This window comes from Actinocatenispora thailandica (assembly GCF_016865425.1).
GTDB classification, from domain to species: Bacteria; Actinomycetota; Actinomycetes; order Mycobacteriales; family Micromonosporaceae; genus Actinocatenispora; species Actinocatenispora thailandica.
Genome location: NZ_AP023355.1, coordinates 220,170 through 243,142, shown reverse-complemented (window position 1 = coordinate 243,142; position 22,973 = coordinate 220,170). Strand labels below are relative to the sequence as shown.

The 22,973-nt window shown below is 73.2% G+C and carries 20 protein-coding genes and 2 pseudogenes; 7 read left to right on the top strand and 15 right to left on the bottom strand.

Annotated features, from left to right (window positions below):
* Window positions 1–165: 165 nt before the first annotated feature.
* From Athai_RS01140 to Athai_RS01110, 7 genes are all read right to left on the bottom strand, one after another.
* Complete coding sequence (locus Athai_RS01140; protein WP_203959736.1) at window positions 166–2,478, bottom strand: protein kinase family protein; 2,313 nt, start codon at window positions 2,476–2,478, stop codon at window positions 166–168.
* Entirely contained in the window at window positions 2,426–3,439 is a 1,014-nt protein-coding gene (locus tag Athai_RS34660; RefSeq protein ID WP_203959735.1) for a patatin-like phospholipase family protein, read from the bottom strand. The genes Athai_RS01140 and Athai_RS34660 overlap by 53 nt, the downstream gene beginning before the upstream one ends.
* Window positions 3,440–3,606: 167 nt before the next feature.
* A complete protein-coding gene (locus tag Athai_RS01130; protein WP_239156635.1) occupies window positions 3,607–4,197 on the bottom strand; it encodes a hypothetical protein in 591 nt (196 codons plus the stop codon).
* 257 nt (window positions 4,198–4,454) lie between these two features.
* Window positions 4,455–4,985 (bottom strand): hypothetical protein, encoded by a 531-nt coding sequence (locus Athai_RS01125; RefSeq protein WP_203959734.1) that lies wholly within the window; start codon window positions 4,983–4,985, stop codon window positions 4,455–4,457.
* Between the two features lie 111 nt (window positions 4,986–5,096).
* Complete coding sequence (locus Athai_RS01120; protein ID WP_203959733.1) at window positions 5,097–7,448, bottom strand: sodium-translocating pyrophosphatase; 2,352 nt, start codon at window positions 7,446–7,448, stop codon at window positions 5,097–5,099.
* 615 nt (window positions 7,449–8,063) lie between these two features.
* Window positions 8,064–8,507 (bottom strand): ATP-binding protein, encoded by a 444-nt coding sequence (locus Athai_RS01115; RefSeq protein WP_203959732.1) that lies wholly within the window; start codon window positions 8,505–8,507, stop codon window positions 8,064–8,066.
* 12 nt (window positions 8,508–8,519) lie between these two features.
* The gene (locus tag Athai_RS01110) at window positions 8,520–8,924 is read right to left on the bottom strand and encodes an STAS domain-containing protein (RefSeq protein WP_203959731.1); all 405 of its coding nucleotides are present in this window, start codon (window positions 8,922–8,924) and stop codon (window positions 8,520–8,522) included.
* A 190-nt stretch (window positions 8,925–9,114) separates the two neighbouring features.
* Between Athai_RS01110 and Athai_RS01105 the strand changes: the two genes are divergently transcribed.
* Together Athai_RS01105 and Athai_RS01100 are read left to right on the top strand one after the other, a co-directional pair.
* Entirely contained in the window at window positions 9,115–11,622 is a 2,508-nt protein-coding gene (locus tag Athai_RS01105; protein ID WP_203959730.1) for a DEAD/DEAH box helicase, read from the top strand.
* Window positions 11,623–11,708: 86 nt separating this feature from the next.
* On the top strand, window positions 11,709–12,710 hold the full coding sequence (locus tag Athai_RS01100; RefSeq protein ID WP_239156633.1) for a hydroxyacid dehydrogenase: 1,002 nt from the start codon (window positions 11,709–11,711) through the stop codon (window positions 12,708–12,710).
* A 138-nt stretch (window positions 12,711–12,848) separates the two neighbouring features.
* Here the strand turns inward: Athai_RS01100 and Athai_RS35160 are convergent.
* The 8 genes and pseudogenes from Athai_RS35160 to Athai_RS01060 all read right to left on the bottom strand — a co-directional run.
* Window positions 12,849–13,211: pseudogene (locus tag Athai_RS35160) on the bottom strand (Rv3654c family TadE-like protein); the annotation flags it as partial.
* Window positions 13,208–13,618 (bottom strand): TadE family type IV pilus minor pilin, encoded by a 411-nt coding sequence (locus tag Athai_RS01090; protein ID WP_203959729.1) that lies wholly within the window; start codon window positions 13,616–13,618, stop codon window positions 13,208–13,210. The pseudogene Athai_RS35160 and the gene Athai_RS01090, both read right to left, overlap by 4 nt.
* A 3-nt stretch (window positions 13,619–13,621) precedes the next feature.
* Complete coding sequence (locus tag Athai_RS01085; RefSeq protein ID WP_203959728.1) at window positions 13,622–13,795, bottom strand: DUF4244 domain-containing protein; 174 nt, start codon at window positions 13,793–13,795, stop codon at window positions 13,622–13,624.
* 58 nt (window positions 13,796–13,853) lie between these two features.
* Window positions 13,854–14,603 (bottom strand): type II secretion system F family protein, encoded by a 750-nt coding sequence (locus tag Athai_RS01080; RefSeq protein WP_203959727.1) that lies wholly within the window; start codon window positions 14,601–14,603, stop codon window positions 13,854–13,856.
* Window positions 14,600–15,445: a type II secretion system F family protein gene (locus Athai_RS01075; protein WP_203959726.1), complete on the bottom strand. Its 846-nt coding sequence runs from the start codon at window positions 15,443–15,445 to the stop codon at window positions 14,600–14,602. The genes Athai_RS01080 and Athai_RS01075 overlap by 4 nt, the downstream gene beginning before the upstream one ends.
* Window positions 15,442–16,638 (bottom strand): TadA family conjugal transfer-associated ATPase, encoded by a 1,197-nt coding sequence (locus Athai_RS01070; protein WP_203959725.1) that lies wholly within the window; start codon window positions 16,636–16,638, stop codon window positions 15,442–15,444. Before Athai_RS01070 ends, Athai_RS01075 begins: the two co-directional genes overlap by 4 nt.
* Entirely contained in the window at window positions 16,635–17,717 is a 1,083-nt protein-coding gene (gene ssd, locus Athai_RS01065; protein ID WP_203965247.1) for a septum site-determining protein Ssd, read from the bottom strand. The genes Athai_RS01070 and ssd overlap by 4 nt, the downstream gene beginning before the upstream one ends.
* Window positions 17,718–18,080: 363 nt before the next feature.
* The gene (locus Athai_RS01060) at window positions 18,081–18,455 is read right to left on the bottom strand and encodes a GrpB family protein (RefSeq protein WP_203959724.1); all 375 of its coding nucleotides are present in this window, start codon (window positions 18,453–18,455) and stop codon (window positions 18,081–18,083) included.
* On the opposite strand from Athai_RS01060, the gene Athai_RS01055 reads away from it, so the two are divergent.
* The 5 genes and pseudogenes from Athai_RS01055 to Athai_RS01035 form a co-directional block, all read left to right on the top strand.
* Complete coding sequence (locus tag Athai_RS01055; protein ID WP_203959723.1) at window positions 18,444–19,559, top strand: MerR family transcriptional regulator; 1,116 nt, start codon at window positions 18,444–18,446, stop codon at window positions 19,557–19,559. The genes Athai_RS01060 and Athai_RS01055 overlap by 12 nt on opposite strands.
* 64 nt (window positions 19,560–19,623) lie before the next feature.
* The gene (locus tag Athai_RS01050) at window positions 19,624–20,508 is read left to right on the top strand and encodes an oxidoreductase (RefSeq protein ID WP_203959722.1); all 885 of its coding nucleotides are present in this window, start codon (window positions 19,624–19,626) and stop codon (window positions 20,506–20,508) included.
* Window positions 20,509–20,691: 183 nt separating this feature from the next.
* Entirely contained in the window at window positions 20,692–21,498 is an 807-nt protein-coding gene (locus Athai_RS01045; RefSeq protein WP_203959721.1) for an alpha/beta fold hydrolase, read from the top strand.
* A 59-nt stretch (window positions 21,499–21,557) separates the two neighbouring features.
* Window positions 21,558–21,713, top strand: a complete 156-nt coding sequence (locus Athai_RS01040) for a hypothetical protein (protein ID WP_203959720.1) — start codon at window positions 21,558–21,560, stop codon at window positions 21,711–21,713.
* Window positions 21,714–22,133: 420 nt separating this feature from the next.
* Window positions 22,134–22,949, top strand: a pseudogene (locus Athai_RS01035) (HAD family hydrolase); the annotation flags it as partial.
* Between the last annotated feature and the right edge of the window lie 24 nt (window positions 22,950–22,973).

Genomic DNA, 22,973 nt, shown 5'->3' with positions numbered 1-22,973 from the left:
AACTCATCAGGTGACGCGCCGGCGACGTTGCGCCGCCAGTGGGACAGAATGACACAGCGGTGCTAGCCGGTGTGCCCAGAGGTTGTCAAACGTAACGCGCCGCTCGCCACCGGGTTGCGCAGGACACGCAGGCGCCGACATACCTCTCGAACAGGGCATACCGCGTCAGTTGGCTGCGACCGCATCGGTCGGTACCGACATACCCGGTGAAACGGGATGATCGGCCGGCCGAGGTGCCGGCTCCGGCACGGGAATAGTCGCCAGCCGCTCCGCCGCGAGACACGCCCGGCCCAGGCCCACCCGGATGCCGACCGCCTCGATCCCGCACTTGATCAGGTACATCTGCGGCACGTTCGCGATGATCACCGCCACCAGGTAGACCGGCGTGTCCTGCAATACCCCGTAATAGAGCAGCGGGGCGAGCAGCCACAGCACGAACGCATAGAGCACGTTGCCGGCCAGCCACGAGGTGTAGCGCTGCACCCCCGGCACCGTGACCGGCACCGTGGACAGCTCCGCCGCCCGGGCCCGCCGCAACACGGCACGCGCGTACCCGGAGATCGCGGCGTTGCAGAACAGGACCAGCGTCATGCCGGACGCCACGCAGATCAGCCACCAGCGCCGCTCCACCACCACCGGCAGCGCGATCGCCACCGGCGAGGCCACCACCGTGGCCCGCATCGCCACCTCCGCGACCACCGCGAGCACCGACAGCCGACCCGCGTGGCGCCCGGTGACCAGCGGCGTCAGCCCCGCGAACAACCCCTGGTAGTACTTCGCGCAGACCAGTACGAAGGTGAACCCGACGGCGAGAATCAGCAGGTTGTGCCGCGGATCGGGCACCGGGTAGTCGGCCGCCCGGAGCCGGTCGAGGAACGGGATGCCGTCGGGCCCGGTACCGGTGACGCGCTGGGCCACCGACAGCGCCGGCCCGCCGAAATCCAGGCCCAGCTCGCGCAGCAGGTAGGTGAGGACGAGCAGGCCACCCAGGTAGGACAGCGTCGCCGACAGCAGCGACCAGCCGAGCAGCCAGCGCAGCCGCATGTTCTTCCGGTGCTCGGCGTAACTGCGCTGGGCCCGCCGGACCGCGAGCAACCGCCGCTGCCGCCGCGGCGCGCCGGAGAACGGATGGAACAGCCCGAGCAGGTTGTCCCGCACGTCCGCGCGGGCCGGCCGGACCCGCTCGGTGTACGCGGCGCGCAGCGCCGTCAGCTCCTCGGCGAACCAGCGGCCGAGCTGCCCGTACAGCGAGCTGTCCGGCTCCGGGCGGAACAGCAGCAGCCGGCGGGCCGGATCCGCGTCCAGCAGGTCCTCCAGGAACCGCGCCATCAGCGGCGTCTCGGCGTAGAAATCGTCCGGCACGATGCCCCGGTCCGCCGGCGCGCCGGTGCCGAGCAGCACCAGCAGCTGCCCCAGCGAGTACAGGTCGGCGCGGGAACCGCTGCCGTCCCGCCGCACCTCCGGCGCGACGAACGGCAGATCCGGGGCGGCGTCGCCGGGCAACGCCTGCGCGTAGAGGTAGTTCGCGCCGAGATCGAGCAGCGTCATCGTCACCCGGCCGGTACCGGCGTCCGCCTCCGACTCCGCCACGATGATGTTCGACGGCGACAGGTCCTGGTGGGTCAGCCCGACCCGGTCCAGCTCCCGCAGCGCCTCGAACAGCGCCGCGCCGTAGCGCTCCAGCAGGTCGAGCCGGAGCGGGTCACCCGGCCGCGGCGCCGGCTCGTCGGCCAGCCGCTCCGCCAGCGTGCGGCCCGGCACGAAGTCCATCAGCACCCAGCTGTCGCTGGACGCCCACAGCCGGGCCAGATGCCGCAGACCCTCCTCGTCCCGCTGGTAGCTGGCCAGGTAGCCGCGGGTGGCGCGCTCGATCGTCGGGATCTCCAGGTACGGCAGGATCAGGCACTTGAGCGCGAACCGGCGCCGGGCACCCTGGCTGACCGCACGCCGGGCGCCGCTGACGATGAACGACGTCGTACCGTGCCGGTGGAAGCCGAGCGTCGCCGGGTCGATCGCGGCCCACTCCCGCGCCGCGGCCGGATCGTTCGCCGGCTCGTACAGCTCCAGCAGCGCGGCGCGCACTGGTGGCTGGGCCAGCAGCGGCCGGCACAACAGCTCGCAGTCGTGCCCGAGGCCGGTGGCGCCGCCGCCCGGTGCATCGGGCCGACCACCCCGGTACGACCGGTAGCGCTGCGAGTGGTCCAGCGCCAGCATGGTCAGCAGCAACACCGAGAGCCGGCCGTACAGCTTGTCGTGCCGCAGCGGGTGCGGTTGCCGGCAGTGCGCGGCGAGCCGGGCGATCGTGTCGTCCCAGTCCTTCTCGTACCGCGACTCGAACGCGCGCCGATCGGTCGGCACCGACCGCAGCAGCGCACGCCACGTCGCGACCGACGCACTGCCCCAACCGGGCAGCGAGAGCCGGTCGTCAGGAAGCTTCCCGAGCAGCACCACCAGATCGACCTTCAGCAGCCTCGGCATCCGCCACCTCCCCTACCGGAACGAACCTCGGCACCGTCGCGAAGCCCTCGCCGCGGTAACCGGACAGCACCCGGTACGCCTGCTCGTACGCCTGCCGGGCGGCGGCGAGCAGCGCGCCGGGGCGGCGCTCGAACGACGCCACCCCCTGCGGCGGCAGCACATCCAGCACGTAGGGCGGCCCGGCCCCGGCCGCCGCCACCATCGCCCGGTCCCGCCGGTACTCCCGCACGGCGCGGCAACGCGGCCGGACCAGCCGCCGGTCCAGCGCGGCCAGCGCCGCCGTCACCGCCAGCTCGACCGGCGAGTACGGCCCCGGCACCGGGCCGGGGCGGCGGCTGCTCAGCGACAGCACGTGCGTGCAGCCGTCCCCCACCGCCAGCCGGTACGGGTGGATCGTCAGCATCGCGCCGTCGATCGCCGGCCCGGAACAGTCGGCCACGCCGCGCGACACCACCGGCAGCCACGAGCTCGCCCGCAGCGCCGCGACCAGCTCCGCGGCGTCACCGAACCCGTGCCGCAGCTCGGTAGCGGGCGGGTCCAGCCGGGTGATCGCGACGTGCAGCGGGGTGGCCGAACCGAGCACCGCGGCGAAGTCCAGCGGCTTGCGCCGGCACAGCACCTCGCCGAGCGCGTAGTCCAGGCTCATCATCCCGGTCCGCCAGCGCCGCACCGACAGGAACTCCGCCGAGACCAGGTCGTCGTAGTAGGCGGCGAGGTTCCGCCACGACCCGCCGGCCAGGAAGTAGGCCCCGTTCAGCGCGCCGGACGAGGCGCCGTACACCCCGTCGAACACGGCACCGAAACCGAGGTCCTCCAGCGCGGTGAGCATCGCGCCGGACAGCACCCCACGCATCCCACCGCCCTGCACGGCCAACCCCACCTTGTACCCGTCGGACCGGTCGCCGCGCGCCCGCCGCTCGCGCAGCACCCGGCACACCGGATGGTCGAGCCGGACAGCCAATGCATCTCCCGACATTCGGCGCCATACAACGCAGTCGAGCGTAGCGTCCCGCGGCACCTCGCGCCCCGCCCGCCGGCCGGCGGGCTCCCGGGCCGACCAGGACCTCGGTCAGCGCACGCTCCCAGCCGAGCAGGACGTCGGCCAGCGCACGCTACGAGGGCAGGGGTTCAGGCGGGCCAGGCGTGGTCGTCCGCGCCGGCCGGGGCCGGGCCGAGCACGTCGGCCAGCGTGGCCAGCTGCGCGCGGCCGACCACCCGCAGGCTCGGTCCGCTGGTCAGCAACTCGGCGTCGAAACCCGCCACCCGCAACGCCAGCCGCAGCGGCTGCCAGGCCGTCTCTGCCGCCGGCAGCGACAGCAGGTAGCCCAGACTGTCGCGGCGACCGCCGGCGATCGCCCACAGCCGCAGCGCCAGCCCGTCCGTCCGGAAGTCGGCCGGCGGCCGGGTCACCGTGCCGTGCAGCCAGCCTGCCGCGACCGGGGCGAGCACCGCGCAGAACGCGGTACGCACGCCGACGTGGTCGTCCACCGTGGGCACCCGGCTACCGGCCAGGCCCCGCTCGTCGAACGCGGCCAGCAGCGCCGCCACCCGCCACTCCTGCGCCACCACCACCGAGACCCGCGCGGTGCCGCCCATCCGGACCACCTGGCCACCGGCGGCCAGCACCCCGGCCACGTCGGCGGGCCGCGGCTCGGCCAGTACCGCGGAGAACAGGGACGCCTGCGGCGGAGCGCCGCGGCGACGGCGGGGCTGCGGCACCCGCTCCGCCGGCGGCTGGGGCGCCGGCAGCGCGAACAGCGGTTCGATGGCGGGCTGCGGCCCGGCGTCCGGCGGCAGGTCACCCGCCGGCGGCGAGGCACTGGCCGGCCGAGGAGCACTGTCCGGCGGCGATTTGGCGGCCGGCGGCGATTTGGCCGACCGCGACCTGATGGCCGGCGGTGGCTTGGCGGCTGGCTGGGACTTGGTGGCCGGCCGCGGAGCGCTCGCCGGCTGCGGCTCGGCGTCCGACGCGGCGCTCACTGGCACTCCGGTACCTCGTCGAACGCCCGCTGCAGCGGCTCGGAGTGCACCTTGGAGGTGTCCAGCGCACCCGCGTCGTACTGCGTGTTCAGCTTGTCGATCGCGCTGGACACGCCATCGTAGAACGCCTTCGAGTTGGTCGTCGACAGCTTGCGGACCGCGTCCCGGGCGGTGCGGTACGAGTCACGCGCCGAGGTCAGCGCCGCGGTGAACTCGGCCGCGATCCTCTTCCCGTCGTCCACGTCCGGCACCCCGGCGGCGAGCAGCCGGTCCCGCGCCTTGTCGGTGGCCTTCGCCTCCGAGTCGAGCAGGTTCAACAGCGTCACCTTCGCCGCGTCCGGCGTCGTGACCTGCTGCATCTCCTGCTGCGTCTGCCGGGTCAGCTTGCTCACCGTGCTGGTCCAGGGCTTCAGCGCCCGGCAGACGTGGGTCGCCCAGGTCTTCGCCGGTACGCCGTCGGAACCGCAGCCGGCGAGCAGCACCAGCGCGGCCAGCGCCGGCACCGCCGTACGTGCGAGAGCCCCCATGGCCCGGAACGGTATCCGGTCCACGGGGGCTCCGCACAACCCCGCGCGGTGACGCCCGCGGCGGCCACCGCACGCGTGGCCGCCGTTTGGACTGCCGCGCGCGAAGCGGCGTCAGGCCGAGGCCTGCGCCGCCTCCTTCTCCGCGCCGTTCTCCTCACCGACGGCGATCGGCCGCCGCTTGGCGACGACCAGCGCCGCGACGATGATCGCCAGCGCCACCAGCGCGATCGCGATCCGCACGCCGGTGTTCTTCGACGTGCCGATGGAGAACATCACCACGGCCGGCGCGATCAGCAGCGAGACCAGGTTCATCACCTTGATCAGCGGGTTGATCGCCGGACCGGCGGTGTCCTTGAACGGGTCACCGATGGTGTCTCCGATGATCGTCGCCTCGTGCGCCTCGGAGCCCTTGCCGCCGTGCACCCCGTCCTCGACGAGCTTCTTCGCGTTGTCCCAGGCACCGCCCGAGTTCGCCAGGAAGATCGCCATCAGGATGCCGGTCGCGATCGCGCCCGCCAGGTACGCGCCGAGAGCGCCGACGCCGAGCCCGAAGCCGACCACGATCGGCGCGAACACGGCCAGGATGCCGGGCGTGATGAGCTCACGCTGCGCATCCCGGGTGCAGATGTCGACGACCTTGCCGTACTCCGGGCGCTGCGAGCCGTCCATGATCCCCGGGAACTCCCGGAACTGCCGCCGCACCTCGAACACCACGGCGCCGGCGGACCGGGACACCGCGTTGATCGCCAGCATGCTGAACAGGAACACCACCGACGCGCCGATGATCAACCCGACCAGGTTCGACGGGTTGCCGACGTTGAGGATCCCGGTGTACTGCTGGATGTCCAGCGCGCCGAGCCCCTGCATGCTGTCCTTCGCCGCGCTGGTCACGGTGTCGGTGAAGGAACCGAACAGCGCGGTCGCGGCGAGCACCGCGGTCGCGATCGCGATGCCCTTGGTGATCGCCTTCGTCGTGTTGCCGACCGCGTCCAGCTCGGTGAGGATCTGCGCACCCTCGCCCTCGACCTCGCCGGACATCTCCGCGATGCCCTGCGCGTTGTCCGAGATCGGGCCGAAGGTGTCCATCGCCACGATGACGCCGACCGTGGTCAGCAGCCCCGTACCGGCGAGCGCCACCGCGAACAGCGACAGCACGATCGAGCCGCCGCCGAGCAGGAACGCGCCGTACACCGCGGCGGCGATCAGGATCGCCGAGTACACCGCCGACTCGAAGCCGAGGCTGACGCCGGACAGGACCACGGTGGCCGGGCCGGTCAGCGACGTCTTCGCCACGTCCTTCACCGGCCGCCGGATGGTGTCCGTGAAGTAGCCGGTGAGCAGCTGGATCAGGGCCGCCAGCACGATGCCGATCAGGACCGCGACGATCGCGATCAGCTGCGGGCTGCGGCTCGGGTGACCGATGCTCGCCGACACGCCGTGCAGGTCGGAGAACGTGCTCGGCAGGTAGACCAGCGCCGCGACCACGCACAACACGGCCGAGATGGCCGCCGAAATGAAGAACGCCCGGTTGATCGCCGCCATCCCGGACCGGTCGGACGGCCGCAGCCGGGTGATGAACACGCCGATGATCGCGGTGACCACCCCGATCGCCGGCACGATCAGCGGGAAGACCAGGCCCTCGGAGCCGAACGCGGTGCGCCCCAGGATCAGCGCCGCGACCAGCATGACCGCGTACGACTCGAACAGGTCGGCGGCCATCCCGGCGCAGTCACCGACGTTGTCGCCGACGTTGTCGGCGATCGTCGCGGCGTTGCGCGGGTCGTCCTCTGGAATCCCCTGCTCCACCTTGCCGACCAGGTCGGCACCGACGTCCGCGGCCTTGGTGAAGATGCCGCCACCGACCCGCATGAACATCGCGAGCAGCGCGGCACCGAAACCGAAGCCCTCCAGTACGGTCGGCGCCTTGTCCCGGAAGATCAGCACGACCACGCCGGCGCCCAGCAGGCCGAGGCCGACCGTCATGAACCCGACCACGCCGCCGGTACGGAAGGCGATCTGCATCGCGCCCTCCCGGGTGCTGCGCGCGGCGGACGCCACCCGCAGGTTCGCCCGGGTCGCGAGCGACATCCCAGCCCAGCCGATGAACGCGCTGAAGACCGCGCCGACCACGAAGAACGCGGACCGGCCGATGCGCACTTCCCAGCCGCCCTCGTTGACCGGCAACGCCAGCAGCAACAGCAGCGCGACGATCACGAAGATCCCCAGCGTGCGGAACTGCCTGCCGAGATACGCCGAGGCGCCTTCCTGCACCGCGCCGGCGATCTCCTGCATCTTCGTCGTGCCCCGGTCGGTCGCCAGCACCAACTTGACCAGGCCGGCCGCGAACCCCAGCGCGACGAGCGCGATCACCGCCGCGATCACCACGTACACCAGGTTGGAACCGGTCAGGGACACGCTGTTCAGGGACAGGGTCTCGCCGCCAGTGGCGAGAGTGGTGTCCATCCGTCCTCCTGTACCACCGTCTGTGATCCGGCCCGGCCGGTCGGTCGGTCCGGTGCAACTCGCGGAGTGTATCGGGCCGATCGTGCCGAGACTCACAAGCCCGACCCGCAGCATCCTGTGTCCCAGGCCACTGTGTTAATACGAACCGCATTACGGACTTACCACGTGGGCGGCCGCATTACCAGCCCCTGTCCGTGATCATCGTTGGCGGTCCGACCGGTTGCCGCCCGGCGTGCTTGGCCCGCCGGGCGAAGTCCTCGCCCGCAGCGAGGGTCGTGAAAGGGGTACGGCCACCGAGCTCGACGGGCCGGCGGCACGCCCAGCCGGCCCTTCCCGCACGCCAGCGGAGCACGGACCGGCGGGCCCTGGACCCGCGGAGCCCCGGACCGGTGCGGCCCCTGACCGGCGGGGCCACGAAGCCGTGCGGCCCCAGAACCACGGAGTCCGGTCCCGCGGCGCCCCGGACCGGTGCGGCCCCGGATCGGCGGGGCGGGGGATCGGCAGTACCTGGAGCCGTAGGTCGTGCGGTGGCGGCACCCGGCACGGCGGAGGGAGCAGGTTCACTCGCCGGCGGCGCATCGCCGCCCCGGGCCGGCCGGTGGGCCGGCCGTCGGGTCAGGCGGCGGGCCAGGACATCCGGACCGAGGTACCGGTCCCGTCCCGGCGGGGGATCACCTGCAGGTCGTCGACCAGCCCGGTCAGCAGGGCCAGCCCCATACCGACCGCGACCGACGGCGCCGGGAACGGGGTGTCCGATTCGGCGACCAGCTCCACCGGATCCGGCACCGAACCGGTCTCCGGCCTGGTCTCCGCCGGACCGCGATCGCTGACCCGCACGGTGAACCGTGCGCCGTCGGCCATCTCCACCTCGACCAGGTCCTTCAACTGGTACAGCTGGTGCAGGGCGACGGCACGCGAGCAGGCCTCGCCGACGGCGAGGCGTACCTCGTCGAGCACCTCCTCGGCGACACCGGCGCGCCGTGCGACCGCCACCGCCACCAGGCGGGCGGTGCGGACGTGTGCCGGCGCCGGCGAGAACTCCAGCCGTACCGTGGGCATCGCGGGCCGCCGCTATCTGTCGGTCGCCGGCGGAACGGCATGGCCACCGTCCGTCCGATCCTCCGCGCCACCCGGATCTGGCGCCACCGCCAGGGCGTCCTGTTCGGTCGGCACGATCGTGAAGATCCGGTCCAGTCCGGTGATGCGGAAGATCTTCAGGATCCGCTCCTGATCGCAGACCAGCGCGAAGCTTCCGGACAGCGCTCGCATCCGCTTCAACCCGCCGACCAGGACACCCAGCCCGGTCGAGTCGAGGAACTCCACCCCGCCCAGGTCGACCACCAAGTGCCGGGCGCCGTCCTCGACCAGCTGCACCAGCCGCTGACGCAGCCTCGGCGCGGTATAGACGTCGATTTCGCCCGTAACCCGCAGAATCGTGCGATCGGCCACGGTACCCGTCTGCAACGACAGCTCCATGCAGAACCTCCCCCAGCTCGGCCGCTGCGTTCACCGGCACTCTACCGACGTGGCGACCCGCACCGTACCCGTCGGGCACGGTGGCCGGGCAGGATCGGTCCCGGAGGCCCGCACAGAATGGACTGTCGGCACCTGTCGGACCAGGGGCGACGCCGCGCGCGTTGTCGGCACGAGCGCGGACGACACCGGCATGCACCCGCAGCCCCGCCCGGGCATTTCCTGCGCCGCGACAGCCATCGCTCGCCGCGCCGCGAAAGCCCCGTGCCGGGCACGCGGTGGCCGGGCACGCGGTGGCCGGGCACGCGGTGGCCGCGGACCAGAGGGTCGCACGGGCGTGGCAGAGTTTCTGCCAGTGGACGCAAGGGACCTGCTGGCCAGACTCACAGCCGGGCGCCACACCACCTCCGACGGCGCCGGGCCGGTGACGCATATCCGGCATCTGCCCGCCCGGGTCGGCCAGACCGAACCGTGGCCCGACTGGGTGCCGGAGGCGCTGCGCAAGACACTCGCCGAGCAGGGCGTCGCCGCGCCGTGGCGGCACCAGGTCGAGGCGGCGCAGCTGGCACGCGACGGGCACAGCACGGTCATCGCCACCGGCACCGCATCCGGGAAGTCGCTGGCCTACCAGCTGCCGGTGCTGACCGGACTGCTCGCCGAGCCGCGGGCGACCGCGCTCTACCTGTCGCCGACCAAGGCCCTCGCCGCCGATCAGCTGCGTTCCCTCGACGGGCTGCTGACCGGCGAGCTCACCGCGCTGACCGCGGCCGGGTACGACGGCGACACGCCACAGGCCGAGCGGGACTGGGTGCGGGCGCACGCCCGGCTGGTGCTGACCAACCCGGACATGCTGCACCAGGGCATCCTGCCGGCACATCGACGCTGGGCGACGTTCCTGCGCCGGCTGCGGTACGTGGTGGTCGACGAATGTCACACGTACCGTGGCGTGTTCGGCTCGCACGTCGCCCAGGTACTGCGCCGGCTGCGCCGGCTGGCCGCGCACTACGGCGCCGGCGAGCCGGTGTTCGTACTGGCCTCCGCCACCGTCGCGGAACCGGCGACCGCAGCCGGCCGGCTCACCGGGATCCCGGTGCGTGCGGTCACCGAGGACTTCTCCCCCCGCGCCGCGCGCACCGTGGCGCTGTGGGAGCCGCCGTTGCTGCCGCCGGACGCGGCCGAAGGGGAGCACGGCGCACCGGTCCGGGTCTCCGCGCTCACCGAATCCGCGACGCTGCTGGCCGACCTGGTGACCTGCGGGGTGCGCACGATGGCGTTCGTCCGATCCCGGCGCGGCGCCGAGCTGGTCGCCGCGATCGGCCGGCGAGCGCTGGCCGAGGCTGTCCCGGAACTCGCCGACCGGATCGCCGCGTACCGCGCGGGCTACCTCGCCGAGGAGCGCCGCGAACTGGAGCGCGCGGTGCGCTCGGGTGAGCTGCTCGGCATCGCGGCGACCACGGCGCTGGAACTCGGTGTCGACCTGGTCGGGCTGGACGCGGTCGTGCTCGCCGGCTATCCGGGCACCCTGGCGTCGTTGTGGCAGCAGGCCGGCCGGGCCGGGCGCAACGGAGTCGACGAGGCACTGTGCGTGCTCGTCGGTCGGGACGATCCACTCGACACCTATCTGCTGCACCACCCCGAAGCGATCTTCGACCGGCCGGTGGAACAGACGGTGTTGGATCCGGGGAACCCCTACGTACTGGGCCCGCACCTGTGCTGCGCGGCCGCCGAGATGCCGCTCACCGCCGCCGACCTCGACCTGTTCGGTGGCGAGATCGCTCAGTCCACTGTGGACTCCTTGGTCGCCGTACGGTCGCTGCGCCAGCGTCCGACCGGCTGGTACTGGACACAGCGAGGTCGACCGCAGATCAACCTGCGCGGCGGCTCGGGCGAACCGGTGTCGGTGGTGCGGGCCGGCACCGGACGACTGCTCGGCACGGTCGACGCCGGCGCCGCGCACAGCCAGGTGCATGCCGGTGCCGTCTACCTGCATCAGGGTGTCTCCTTCGTGGTCGACGAGCTGGACCTGACCGACGGTGTCGCGCTGGTGCATCCCGAAACACCGGACTGGACGACGCACGCCCGGGAACAGACCGACCTCACCGTCGTGGGCACCGTGCGATCGGTACCGGCGGGGCCCGTCACGCTGCGGCTCGGCGTCGTGGACGTGACCAGCCAGGTCGTCTCGTACCAGCGGCGCCGCACACCGAACGGCGAATTCATCGACGAGCGACCGCTCGACCTGCCGCCGCGCCAGCTGCGGACGGTCGCCGTCTGGTACACGATCGATCCGGACGCGCTGGCGGCGGTCGGGCTGGCCGAGGCCGACCTGCCCGGCTCGCTGCACGCCGCCGAACACGCGGCGATCGGGTTGCTGCCGCTGACCGCGACCTGTGACCGGTGGGACATCGGCGGGCTGTCCACCGCGTTGCATCCCGACACCGGCCTGCCCACGGTGTTCGTCTACGACGGCCACCCGGGCGGGGCCGGCTTCGCCGAGCGTGGGTTCGGCGCCGCCGCCCGGTGGCTCAGCGCGACCAGGGACGCGATCCGGGCGTGCGGCTGCGAAGCCGGCTGCCCGTCCTGCGTACAGTCACCGAAGTGCGGCAACGGCAACGACCCACTCGACAAGCCGGGCGCGCTGCGGGTGCTCGATCTGGTCCTGCGTGCGCTGCCGGACGAGGCTGACGACCCGGACCGCTGAACCGCACCCCGGGGCGGCCGGGACCGATGAACGAGAACACCGGCCGCCGAGCCGTTCGGTACCGGTGGCAGAAGGGACGGTGGGCCGTGAGCGAACGCCCGGTGGCAGTGCTGGCGATGCGCGACGACCTGGTCGGGCAGATCTTTCCGAGCCCGGTCATGGCCGGGCTGGCCGATGCCGTCGACTGCGACCCCGGCTCTGTCTTCACGACCGCTGCCGCGCCACCACCGGCGCTCGCCGCGGCGCAGGTTCTGCTGACCGGTTGGGACAGCCCGCGGCTGGACGCCACGGTCCTCGCAGCCGCGCCCAAGCTGCGCCTCGTCGTGCACGCGGCCGGTTCGGTCAAGCAGCTGACCACCCCGGAACTGTTCGCCGCCGGAGTCGCCGTCTCGTCGGCGGTCGCGGTCAACGCGCGGCCAGTCGCAGAGTTCACCGTGGCGTCGATCGTGCTGGCCGCTCGGCGGGTGTTTCGCTACGCGGCGGACTATCGCGCTGGGGTCTCGCGGCACGGGTACCCGGTCGGCGAGGACAGCGGTCTCTACGGCCTGACGGTCGGTGTCGTCGGCGCCTCGCAGATCGGCCGGTTGGTGCTGCGGATGCTCGCCGGCTACGGCGTGGACCTGCTCGTCTACGACCCCTTCCTGACGCCGAGCCAAGCCGAGGAACTCGGGGCGACGGCGGTGGACCTGGACACTCTGTGCGGCCGATCCGATGTGGTGACCGTGCACGCGCCGGAGCTGCCCGAGACGTACCGGATGATCGACGAGCGGCGGCTCGGGTTGCTCCGCGACGGAGCGGTGCTGGTCAACACCGCCCGGGGCGCGCTGGTGGACACCGACGCGCTCGCCGCGCACTGCGCCACCGGCCGGATCGATGCCGTACTCGACGTCACCGACCCGGAACCGCTGCCGGTCGGGCATCCATTGCTCGATCTGCCAAACGTCCTGGTCACGCCGCATCTGGCTGGCACGCGCGGCCGGGAGCTTCGCCGGTTCGGCGAGTTCGTCGTGGCCGAGGTCCGGCGCTGGCTTGGCGGCGAGACGCTGCTGGGCCGGGTGGATCCGGATGCGTTGAACCGCTCGGCCTGACCCACCGTGCCCGGCCGCTCGGTCCGACCGGCCGCGCTCAGACACCCGGACCGGCCCGTCGTACCCGACCGACCGGAGACGCTGCGGCCCGGAGACCGGGACGACGCCACCGCCGTCGATCAGGACCGGCCCGGCCCTGGCGACCGCGGTCGCCACACCGAACCGCGCGATCGCGGCGATCGGCGCCACCGCCGTGCGGACCGTGGCGTTCAGCCCGTCGAGGTGGCATCGGGTCAGCCGGGCGGCGTTGGCCCGAGCCAACCGGTCGGCGTGCGAACAGGCGCTCGCGCTGCCCTCGATCGCGTGCCGGGCCGCCGACAGGGCGGCGAGATCGGCTGCCGCCTGCGCGCGATGCCGCGCGAGTACGGCGGCGCCGACCCAGGTGACGGCGCCGGCCAGGAGCAGCACCGCCAGCCCGACACCGAGCAGCACGATCGTCGCCGACCCCTCGTCTGAGACGAGAGCCGCACGTGGTGCCCGTACGCGGGGCCGGCCGGTCATGGCACGACCCCGGGTTCGGGTTCGGCAACCGCCGACGCGGACACGGTCAACGACGACAACACCGACCCCAGCGGGATCACCGGTGCCGTCACGGTGGCCCGAATCGACTCGCCGGTCGACACCGACACGCGTGCGTGTGCCGGCGCGGCACGCGAACCAGCGGCAACGCCGTTGTCGCCGCGGGCCGCCGCGCGGGCCGCCTCCCGCGCGGCGTCCACGCACTCCACCTTGGCGATCAACGCGGCGACCGCGGTCAGCCCCACCAACAGCAGCAGTACGACACCTGGCATGGCCACGGCGAACTCGGCCGTCGCCGAGCCACGGTCACGCCCCGAACCCGTCCTCCGGACCGCGGGGGCCGGCTGCGGAGCCGGCCCCCGGCCGCGACGATCGGTCGTCACGGTCATCGCTCAGCCCAGCGCCCGCTGGATGATGGCGGTCAGCGCCGACTGCACGGTCGACGACGTCAGAACCTTCAGCAGCAGGCCGGCGAACGCCACCGCGGCGATCGTGCCGACGGCGTACTCCGCGGTGTTCATCCCCGCGTCGCCGCGCAGGCGGCGACGGAGCCGTTGCACCATCATGGATTCCTCCCTCGTTTACCGGGCGGGACCGTCCCGGCCCGGTGGTACCGCGATCCCGCTACGGCAGGACCGCACCCAACGTCGACGCGACGACCGGGACGAGGCCGCCGACCACGAACGCCGGAAGAAAACAGAGCCCGAGCGGCAACACGAGCAGCACGCTGGCGCGTTGCACGGCCGCCTCCTGCTGGTGCCTCTCGTTGGCCCGCAGGTCCGCGGCCACCCTGCCGAACACCCGGGCCAGCCCCGCGCCGCTGTCGGCGCCACGGATGGCGGCGTCCGCCAGGCGTTCCCCGCCGGGCAGGCCCCGGACGGGCAGCCAGGCCGTGTCCGGTGCACCGCCGAGTGCGAGTGCGCGGCCGGACTGGGCCAGGCGTTCGCCGAGCGGGCCACCCAGCGCCGCACCGACCGCACGGGTCGCGGCCGCCGTAGGCGCGCCGGCGGCCAACGCCGAGGCCAGCAGGTCGAGCGCGAACGGCAGGTCCGCGGCGGCCCGGCGACGCATCCGGCGCACGGTCGGTGATTCGAAGCGACGTATCGCCACCACGACCCCGACCGCCACCGCCGCGCCGGCCACCACCCCGATCCAGCCGGAGAGCATGACGGCCACCCCGATCCCCGCCAGCGGCGACAACAACAGCACCGGACGGCGGCGCGGACGGGGTCGGTGATCGGTCGCGTCGTCTCGCGGAACGACGCGGGACAGGCGGCCGACACTGCGGCCGGAACGACGGCCGACCAGTGCCACCAGCACGGCGAGGATCAGCAGTCCGGCCGCCACCGCCGCGGTGGCGGTTTCCGGCGTCACGCCGGCACCTCCCCATCGGTACGAGTCAGCCGCAGGGTCCAGGCGACTCCGGCGAACTGCAACAGCAACGCGACGACAGCGCAGCCAGCGCCGATGCCGGTGTGCCACAACAGGTGCAAGGGATCGGCGCCGATGGCGTAGCCGAGCCCGATCCCGGCGAGCGGCAGCAACGCCAGCAGAGCCGCGGTCACCCGGTTGCCGGCGGTCTGCGCCGCGGCGGCGCGCCGCAGCCGCTCCCGTTCGGAGAGCTCGGTCTGCAAGCGACCGAGCAGATCCGCGAGCGGTGCCCCGGTGACCGCGGCCAGCTGCCAGGCGACCGCCAGGCGCGCCGTGATGTCGGCCCGAGCACGCTCGGGATCCGTGGCCAGGACCGCGGCGGGATCACCCGGTACGACCGGACCGGGCGCGGCCCGCCGGGCGACGCCCGTACCGACCAGTTGTGGCCAGACATGGCCGAGCGCACGGGACGGCGCGAGGCCGGCCTGCAGCTCGTCGGCGAGCGCCGTCACGGCATCGAGCGTCCCGGCGCGAAGCCGGCCGGCCCGACGTGCCGAGCGGCGCCGGAACACCAGGTACGCACCGAATCCCGAGTAGGTGCCGCACACCAGTGCGGCGACCGGCCCAGCCATGGCCGCCCCGGACAGCGCGCCGAGCAGGGCCGCCACGGCCGCTCCGGTACGGCTGGAGCGGGTCACCGCCCGAAACGCACGCCGGGCCAACCGGCCACCCGCCGTCGGTGGCGTGGCCCGGATGCTCGCGATGCGCCGCCGACTCGGGCGATGCGGCAGGGCGAGCAGCAGCCCGGCGCCACCGACCGCCAGCCCGGCGAGGATGTCGGTCATGCCGTTCCGCCTGGATCGACGGCAGCCAGCAGGGCCGGCGCCGGAACGGCGCGATCGGTCAACAGGCGCGCGAGCGCGGGCGCGGCGGGTTGCAGACCGCCGTCGCGGCGCCACACCGGCGCCGCGACGACCCGGTCGTCCGGACCGCTCGGCGTCAACAGGCAGATCTCGTCGAGCACCCGGCCCGAGGTGCCCCGGCGGAGGTGCAGGACGACCCGCAGGGCCGAACGAACCTGGGCGTGCAAGGCGGCCCGCCCCAACCCCCCGAGCAGGCCCAGTGCCTCCAGCCTGGCCGGCACGTCCCGTGGAGTGTTCGCATGCAGCGTGCCGGCACCGCCCTCGTGCCCGGTGTTGAGCGCGGCGAGCAGTTCCACGATCTCAGCTCCGCGGCACTCGCCGATGATCATGCGATCCGGTCGCATTCGAAGGGCCTGACGCACCAGATCGCGCAGTGTCACCTCGCCGGCGCCCTCCGCATTCGCCGGGCGCGCGGTCAGCCCGACCACGTGCGGATGGCTCGGCCGGAGCTCGGCGGCGTCCTCGACCACGACGATGCGTTCGGTGACGGGAACCTGGCCGAGCAACGTCGACAACATGGTCGTCTTGCCGGAGCCGGTGCCGCCGGTCACCAGATAGGCCAGGCGAGCATCGACGATCGCGGTCAGCACCTCCGCCACCGTCGGGTCGATCGTGCCGGCCGTGATCAGCTCGTCGAGACCGAAGGCACGGTGCCGGAACGTGCGCAGCGACAGATAGGGCCCACCGGGTGCCACCGGGGACAGCACGGCATGCAGCCGGGTGCCGTCCGGCAGCCGCGCATCCACGAACGGGTGGGCGTCGTCGAGTGCCCGCCCGCAACTGGCGGCCAAGCGCTGGGCAAGCCGGCGCACCGGGTCGGCGCCGAGCCACCGCACCGGCGCCCGCTCCAGGCCCACGCCGCGATCGCACCAGACCTCGCGCCCGTTGACCAACACGTCCGTCACCCGCTGGTCGGCCAGCAACGGGTCGAGCGGTCCGGCGCCGATCAGATCGCGACGCAGTTCGTCCGCCATCGCAAGCAGCGCCCGATCGCCCAGCGCGGCGCCGCATTCGGCGCGGACCGCGGCCACGATCGCAGCAGGACTGGCCGTGCCGCCACTGCGTGCCAACCGTTGCCGCACCCGATCGGTCAGGCCCTCGTCGACGATCATCAAGCCACCTCGCGACCCGCGTCCGCGGTCAGTTCGGCGAGCAGTCGTGCACAGAGCTCGGCCAGCGGGCCTCGACCCGAGCCTGTCGGCGGGTCGCCACGCTCCAAGGCCGCGGCGAGGTCCGGCTCCGGGCGAAGCGATCCGGCGACCGGCAGGCCGAGCGCCACACCGACGTCGTGCGCGCTGAGGCCGCCCGGCGCGGGACCCCGCACCACCAGTCGCAGCGCCTGGCAGTGCGGCCCGACCTGGGCCGCGACCCGGACCGCCGCGGCGCAGGCCCGGATGTCGGCGGTCACCGGCATCAGCACCTCACCGGCCGCCCGTACGCCGCACATCGCCGCCGGGCCCAACGTCCGTGGCAGATCGATGACCACCAGGTCGCCACCGCGCCGCCCGGCATCGAGCGTCGCCTCCATGGCCTCGACCGGCACCTCGACGGCATCACCGCGGTCCCACGAGACCATCGCCAGCTCGCCCTGCCGGGGCAGGCCGGCGCGCAGTGCCGCCACGTCGACCCGGCCTCTGGCCGCCGACAGATCGGGCCAGCGCAGCCCGGCCGCGCTTTCGGCGCCGAGCAGCAGGTCGACACCGCCACCCAGCGGATCCGCGTCGACCAGCATGGTCCGCAGGCCGTTGCGCGCGGCGGTCAGCGCCAGCCCCGCCGCCAGCACGCTCGCACCGGCGCCGCCGCGTCCACCGATCACGGCGACGATCGGTGCCGCGTCGCGGTGCCGGGCGCCCGCGCTGCCGAACCGCTCGGTCAGCCAGGCCGCCGCGGCCGGCAACACCACGACGTGGTCGGCGTCGAGCTGGCTCGCCGCCCGCCAGGACGCGGCATCCTCCGCCGCCGGATCGCGCGTTCCGTCGGGCAGGTCGGGCAGCCGCGCCACCAGGACGAGACCGCGGCGACGCGGCAACCCCGCCCGTACGCACCCGGTCACCGCGTCCGCGCCGATCACCACCAGCGTCGCCGTGCGCCAGTGCTGGCGGGCAGCGGTGGCATCCGGCGCGACGTCGACGTCGCCGCAGCCGGCAGCGGCGAGCGCGAGCAGTTCGTCCAGCAGGTCGGCATCGCTGGTCACCACCAGCGGACGTGGCGCGGCCGGCGACGTCGCGTCGTCGTCGGGCGGATCGGATCTGTCCATGGCCATCGGTGCCTCCGGATCGGTGAGCTGACCGCCCCACCGTCCCGCGCTCGCACCGGGCCGCCCAGCGAGCGGGCGCGATCTGTGGATGCCCGGCCACCCTGTAGACGACCTGGCCGCAGCCGCCGATTCGTGCTATCGCGCGCGATCGGTTGGTAGCGAACACAACCGGCGGCGCCGGGCCCGCTGCGGTACGACAGTCCGGGGAGTGCGTCGTGACCGCGCAGGGTCGGCCAGGAGTACCGCGAGCACCCGGAGCGCCGGCACGCTGGCGGGCATCGAGGTCGAACGAACAGCGGGTCAGCGGCGCGGACCCGCCGGCGCGGGACGGAGCCCGGCCCGTCGCAGGATGTCGAGGATCGACCCGGCCTTCTGCCTGTTGTACGCCGACACCGACCACGGATTGTCCGCCGCCGCCCGCCGCTTCTCCGCCGCGTAACGGTCCCGATCGTCGAGATGTCCGCGCAGCCAGTCCCGAAAGATCAGGTGCCGCAGATGTTCGTCGCAGTCCGGGCCGAACACGTGCAGGTTCACCGTGTGGCCCTCGTCCCAGCAGCAACCCGGGTTGCGGGCCACGGCCGGCGCCGCGCCGCACCGCCGGCCATCCGGGTACCGGGCGATGCGCTTGACCCTCACGTGGCGTGATGCCGCATCGTCGAGCAGGTGGAAGAGCACCTGACCGTGGGACGCGTCGCGGAGCTTGCCGGGGTGAGCGTCCGGACGCTGCACCACTACGACGAGATAGGTCTCGTACGGCCGTCCGCGCGGACCGCGGCAGGGTACCGGGCGTACCTGGCGGGCGACGTGCGGCGGCTGCGCGAGGTGCTCGGCTACCGCCGGCTGGGCTTCGGGCTGCGCGAGATCGCGGCGCTGGTCGACGACCCGACCACCGATGCCGTGGCGCACCTGCACCGGCTGCGCGGGCTGCTGCTCGAACGGCGTGACCGTGCCGCCGCGATGGTGACGGCCATCGACAGGGAGCTGGAGGCGCGGGCGATGGGGATCGAGACGACACCGGAGGAGCAACTCACGATGTTCGGCGCGCAGCTGTACGAGGTGATCGGATCGGCCTATCCGGCGACGCGGCGTACCGAGCCGCGGATCGCCGAACGGATCTGGGCCGCGCTCGGGGACGCCCGGACGGTACTCGACGTCGGCGCCGGTACCGGCTCCTACGAACCGCCCGGCCGCGACGTCACGGCGGTGGAACCCTCCGCCGTGATGCGGGCACAACGTCCCGCGGGCGCGGCGCCGTGCGTGGCCGCCAGCGCCGAGAGCCTCCCGTTCGAGGATCTGTCCTTCGACGCCGCGATGGCGGTCAGCACCGTGCACCACTGGCCGGACCCGGTCGCCGGGCTGCGCGAGCTGCGCCGGGTGGCCCGCCGGGTCGTGGTGTTCACCTACGACGCCAGCAGCACCGGCTGGCGCGAGCGGTTCTGGCTCACCCGCGACTACCTGCCCGAGTTCGCCGGCCTGCTCGCCGGCTGGCCCGCCCTGGCCGACCTGACCCAGGCGGTCGGCGGCCACGCGGAGCCGGTCCTGGTCCCCTGGGACTGCAGCGACGGCTTCTTCGAGGCGTACTGGCGGCGCCCGGAGGCGTACCTGGACGAGCGGGTGCGCCGCGCGGTGTCGGTCTGGACCCGAGTCGGGCCGGACGCGGAACGGCGGGCGGTCACCAGCCTGCGTGCCGACCTCGCGTCGGGCCGCTGGGCGGAACGCAATCGCGACCTGGTCGATCTCGACGCGGCGGAACTCGGTCTCCGCCTGCTCGTAGCCTGAAACAGGGCCGGGGCCGCCCGACCGGCGGTCCGGACCGGCGGGGGCCGTGCGAAGGGATGATGTGGTGGATCCGAGTATCGCCGTGGTGGGGCCGGGGGCGATCGGTACGACCGTGGCGGCGGCGCTGCACGAGGTCGGCCGAACGCCGAGGATCTGTGGCCGTACCGCCCGGGAACGCCTGGAACTGCACGGCGAAGCGGTCCGCATCGCCGTACCGGGGCCGGTGCGGATCGACCCGGCACGGGCCGGTGGGGCGGTCGACCTGGTGTTCCTTGCGGTCAAGTCGACGCAGGTGGAGGCCGCCGCGCCATGGTTGGCGGCGCTGTGCGGTGCGGACACCGTCGTCTGCGTCCTGCAGAACGGCGTCGAGCAGGAGTCGACCGTCTCGCCGTACACCTCCGGCGCCCGGGTCCTCCCCGCGGTCGTGTGGTTCCCCGCCGAGGCGCAGCCGGACGGTTCGGTGCGGCTGCGCGGCGAACCGCGGCTGACCCTGCCGGACGGCACGGCGTCGCACGTCGTACTCGATGCGCTGCGCGGCACCCGGTGCTCGACCGACGTGGCGGCGGACTTCACCTCCGTGGCGTGGCGCAAGCTGCTGCAGAACGCCGTCGCCGGGCTGATGGTCCTCACCGGCCGCCGCTCCGGCATGTTCGCCCGGACCGACATCGCCGAGCTGTCCCTGGCCTACCTGCGGGAGTGCCTGGCTGTCGCCCGAGCCGAGGGGGCAGTGCTGGGCGACGAGGTGCCGCACGAGATCGTCGACGGCTTCCGGTCCTACCCGGCCGACATGGGTACCTCGATTCTCGCCGACCGGGTGGCCGACCGGCCGCTCGAATGGAACACCCGCAACGGTGTCGTCCCGCGCCGGGGTAGAGCCCACGGCATCCCCACCCCGATCAGCGACCTGCTGGTACCGCTTCTCGCCGCCGCCAGCGACGGCCCGGGCTGAGGCCCGATCCGGCGTCCCCTCGTCGGGCGGCGACAACTGCCACGCAACCACGATCGGGGCACGGGTGCCCGGTCGTCGGTCGGCGCGACGGTATCGCCCGCGCACCAACGACGGCAGCCGCAGCGGGCGGCCGTTCGCCCTGCGCCGGCTGCTCCGTTACCTCGATTCGGTTGGATGGCCCGCATGACGTTGCCCGAGACCTCGGAACTGCCGGTCGGCGGCGGCCGGATCCTTCGTTTCTGCCGGTACGGGCCGCCCGACGGAGTTCCGGTCATCGCACACAACGGATCGCCCAGCAGTCGGTGGAAGTGGCCCTGGCTCGTCGAAGCGGTTGCACGAAGCGGAGTACGCCTGCTGGTCTACGACCGGCCCGGATACGGCGGGTCGAGCCGCCAGCCCGGCCGCATCGTCGCCGATGCGGCGGACGACGTGCGCCGCCTCGCCGACGCGCACGGCTGGCGGCGGTTCGGCCTTTTCGGTGGTTCCGCTGGCGGCCCGCACGCCCTGGCCTGCGCCGCGTTGCTGGCCGAACGGGTCACCCGCTGCGCCGTGGTGTCCGGCATCAAGCCGGCGGAGGGCCGCGCCGCGGCAGCGGACGAATCCGCAGTACGGTCGCGGATCGCGGAAACCGCCGCGCAGATCCTGGCACAGATCGATGCGGGAGGGCCAGAGCTACCGGGGCAGCCGGGCCCGCCAGCCCGCACGGACCCGGATGCGATGGCCCGCATTCGTGCGACGTTCGTCGACAGTATCGACGGCTGGGTCGACGACAGCCTCGCACTCGCCCGGCCCTGGGGCTTCGAACCCGACTCGATCACCGTGCCGGTCGGCATCTGGCGAGGCACCGACGACCCCCATGTGCCTTCCGACCACGCTGATTGGTTGGTTGCGCACCTCCGCACGGCGCAAGCTCACAGGTACCCCGGCGGTCACGTACCCGACGCCAGCGTCTACGCGCAGATCTACGGGTGGCTGTCCGCCGGCGCGTGACCCGAACCGGTGCGCGATCAGGGACACCCGAACCGATCTGGAGCCCGAACGTCGCGCTGGTGGACGCCGTCGCACCGGCGGATGCCGTCGCACCGGTAGATGCCGTCACGCCGGTGGATGCCGTCGCGGCGGTGGATGCCGTTGCGTCGGTGGATGCCGTTGCGCCGGGCCACAGGCAGCAGGCGATGGGCGGGACCCGGGGCGCTGTCTGCTGACTTTCTGCTGCTTTTGGACCGGACGACCAGGGCGACCATGGCCGGCCGGGCGCAGCGCCCCGGGCCTGAGCTGCACGAACGCTTCGCGGCGGAAAGGGCTGGAATAGGGACGACCCCGCCGGGGGGTGGCGGGGGCCGTCAGGGGGCCGGCTCCGGGGGGTCGAGCCGGGCCCACTCAGCGGTCACGGGGGGTGCAACCGCCGAGAGTGTGGTTGCAGGCCGGAAGCGTTGCCTCGGCCCGCACGTACCTCCTTGTAAGGATGCCCGAGATCGAGGCGCGACGTCGAGTACTAGCAGGAATCCGGCGCGCACACCTCCACCTTCAGGGTGCAACCGTTCGGCCGGTCGGCGGCGCCCACCGACCGGGACACGAACCGCCCGGGCGAGGCAGGTGTCGGTGGCGATGAATACACTCGCCCCGTGGGCTCAGGCGCCGCTTTCTTCGATCTCGACCGGACAGTGATCGCGACGTCGAGTGCTTTGGCATTCGCTCGGCCGTTCTACCGGGACGGCTTGTTGAACCGGCGCGACGTGGTCGCCAGTGGGTACGCACAGGCTGTGTACAAGTTGGCCGGCGCCGGCGACGAGCAGATGGCGAGAATCCGTGACCAGTTGGCCACCATGAGCCGCGGCTGGCCCGTTGACCAGGTAAGACGGATCGTCGCCGGCACGATCGACGAGTTGATCGCGCCGTACGTGTACGCCGAGGCGCTGGTGTTGATCGAGCAGCACCGCTCGGCCGGCCGGGACATTGTGCTCGTCTCGTCGTCCGGCGAGGAGATGGTCCGACCGATTGCTCGATTGGTTGGCGCGGACGATGTGATCGCGACCCGGATGGCGATCCGGGACGGCCGGTTCACCGGCGAGGTCGACTTCTATGCCGCGGGCGAGAGCAAAGCGGTGGCGGTGCGGGAATTGGCGGCCCGAAACGGCTACGATCTTGCGACCTGTTACGCCTACTCCGATTCCGTGAGCGATGTTCCGCTGCTGTCAACTGTCGGATATCCGACAGTTGTCAACCCGGATCGCGGCCTGCGCCGCGTCGCCCGGGATCGTGAGTGGCCGGTGCTGACCTTCCAGAACCCGGTGCCCACCCCGCTGACCCGCATCCGGTACGTGCTGAGTCGACCGCCCGGGGGGCCACTGGTGCCGATGGCGGTGGTGGTCACCGCGGGCGCCGCCGTCACCGCCGCGATCTGGTACGCGCGGCGGCGCCGCCCCACCAGCCCGTCCGCGCGGCGCCGCCGACCGCTGCCCGGG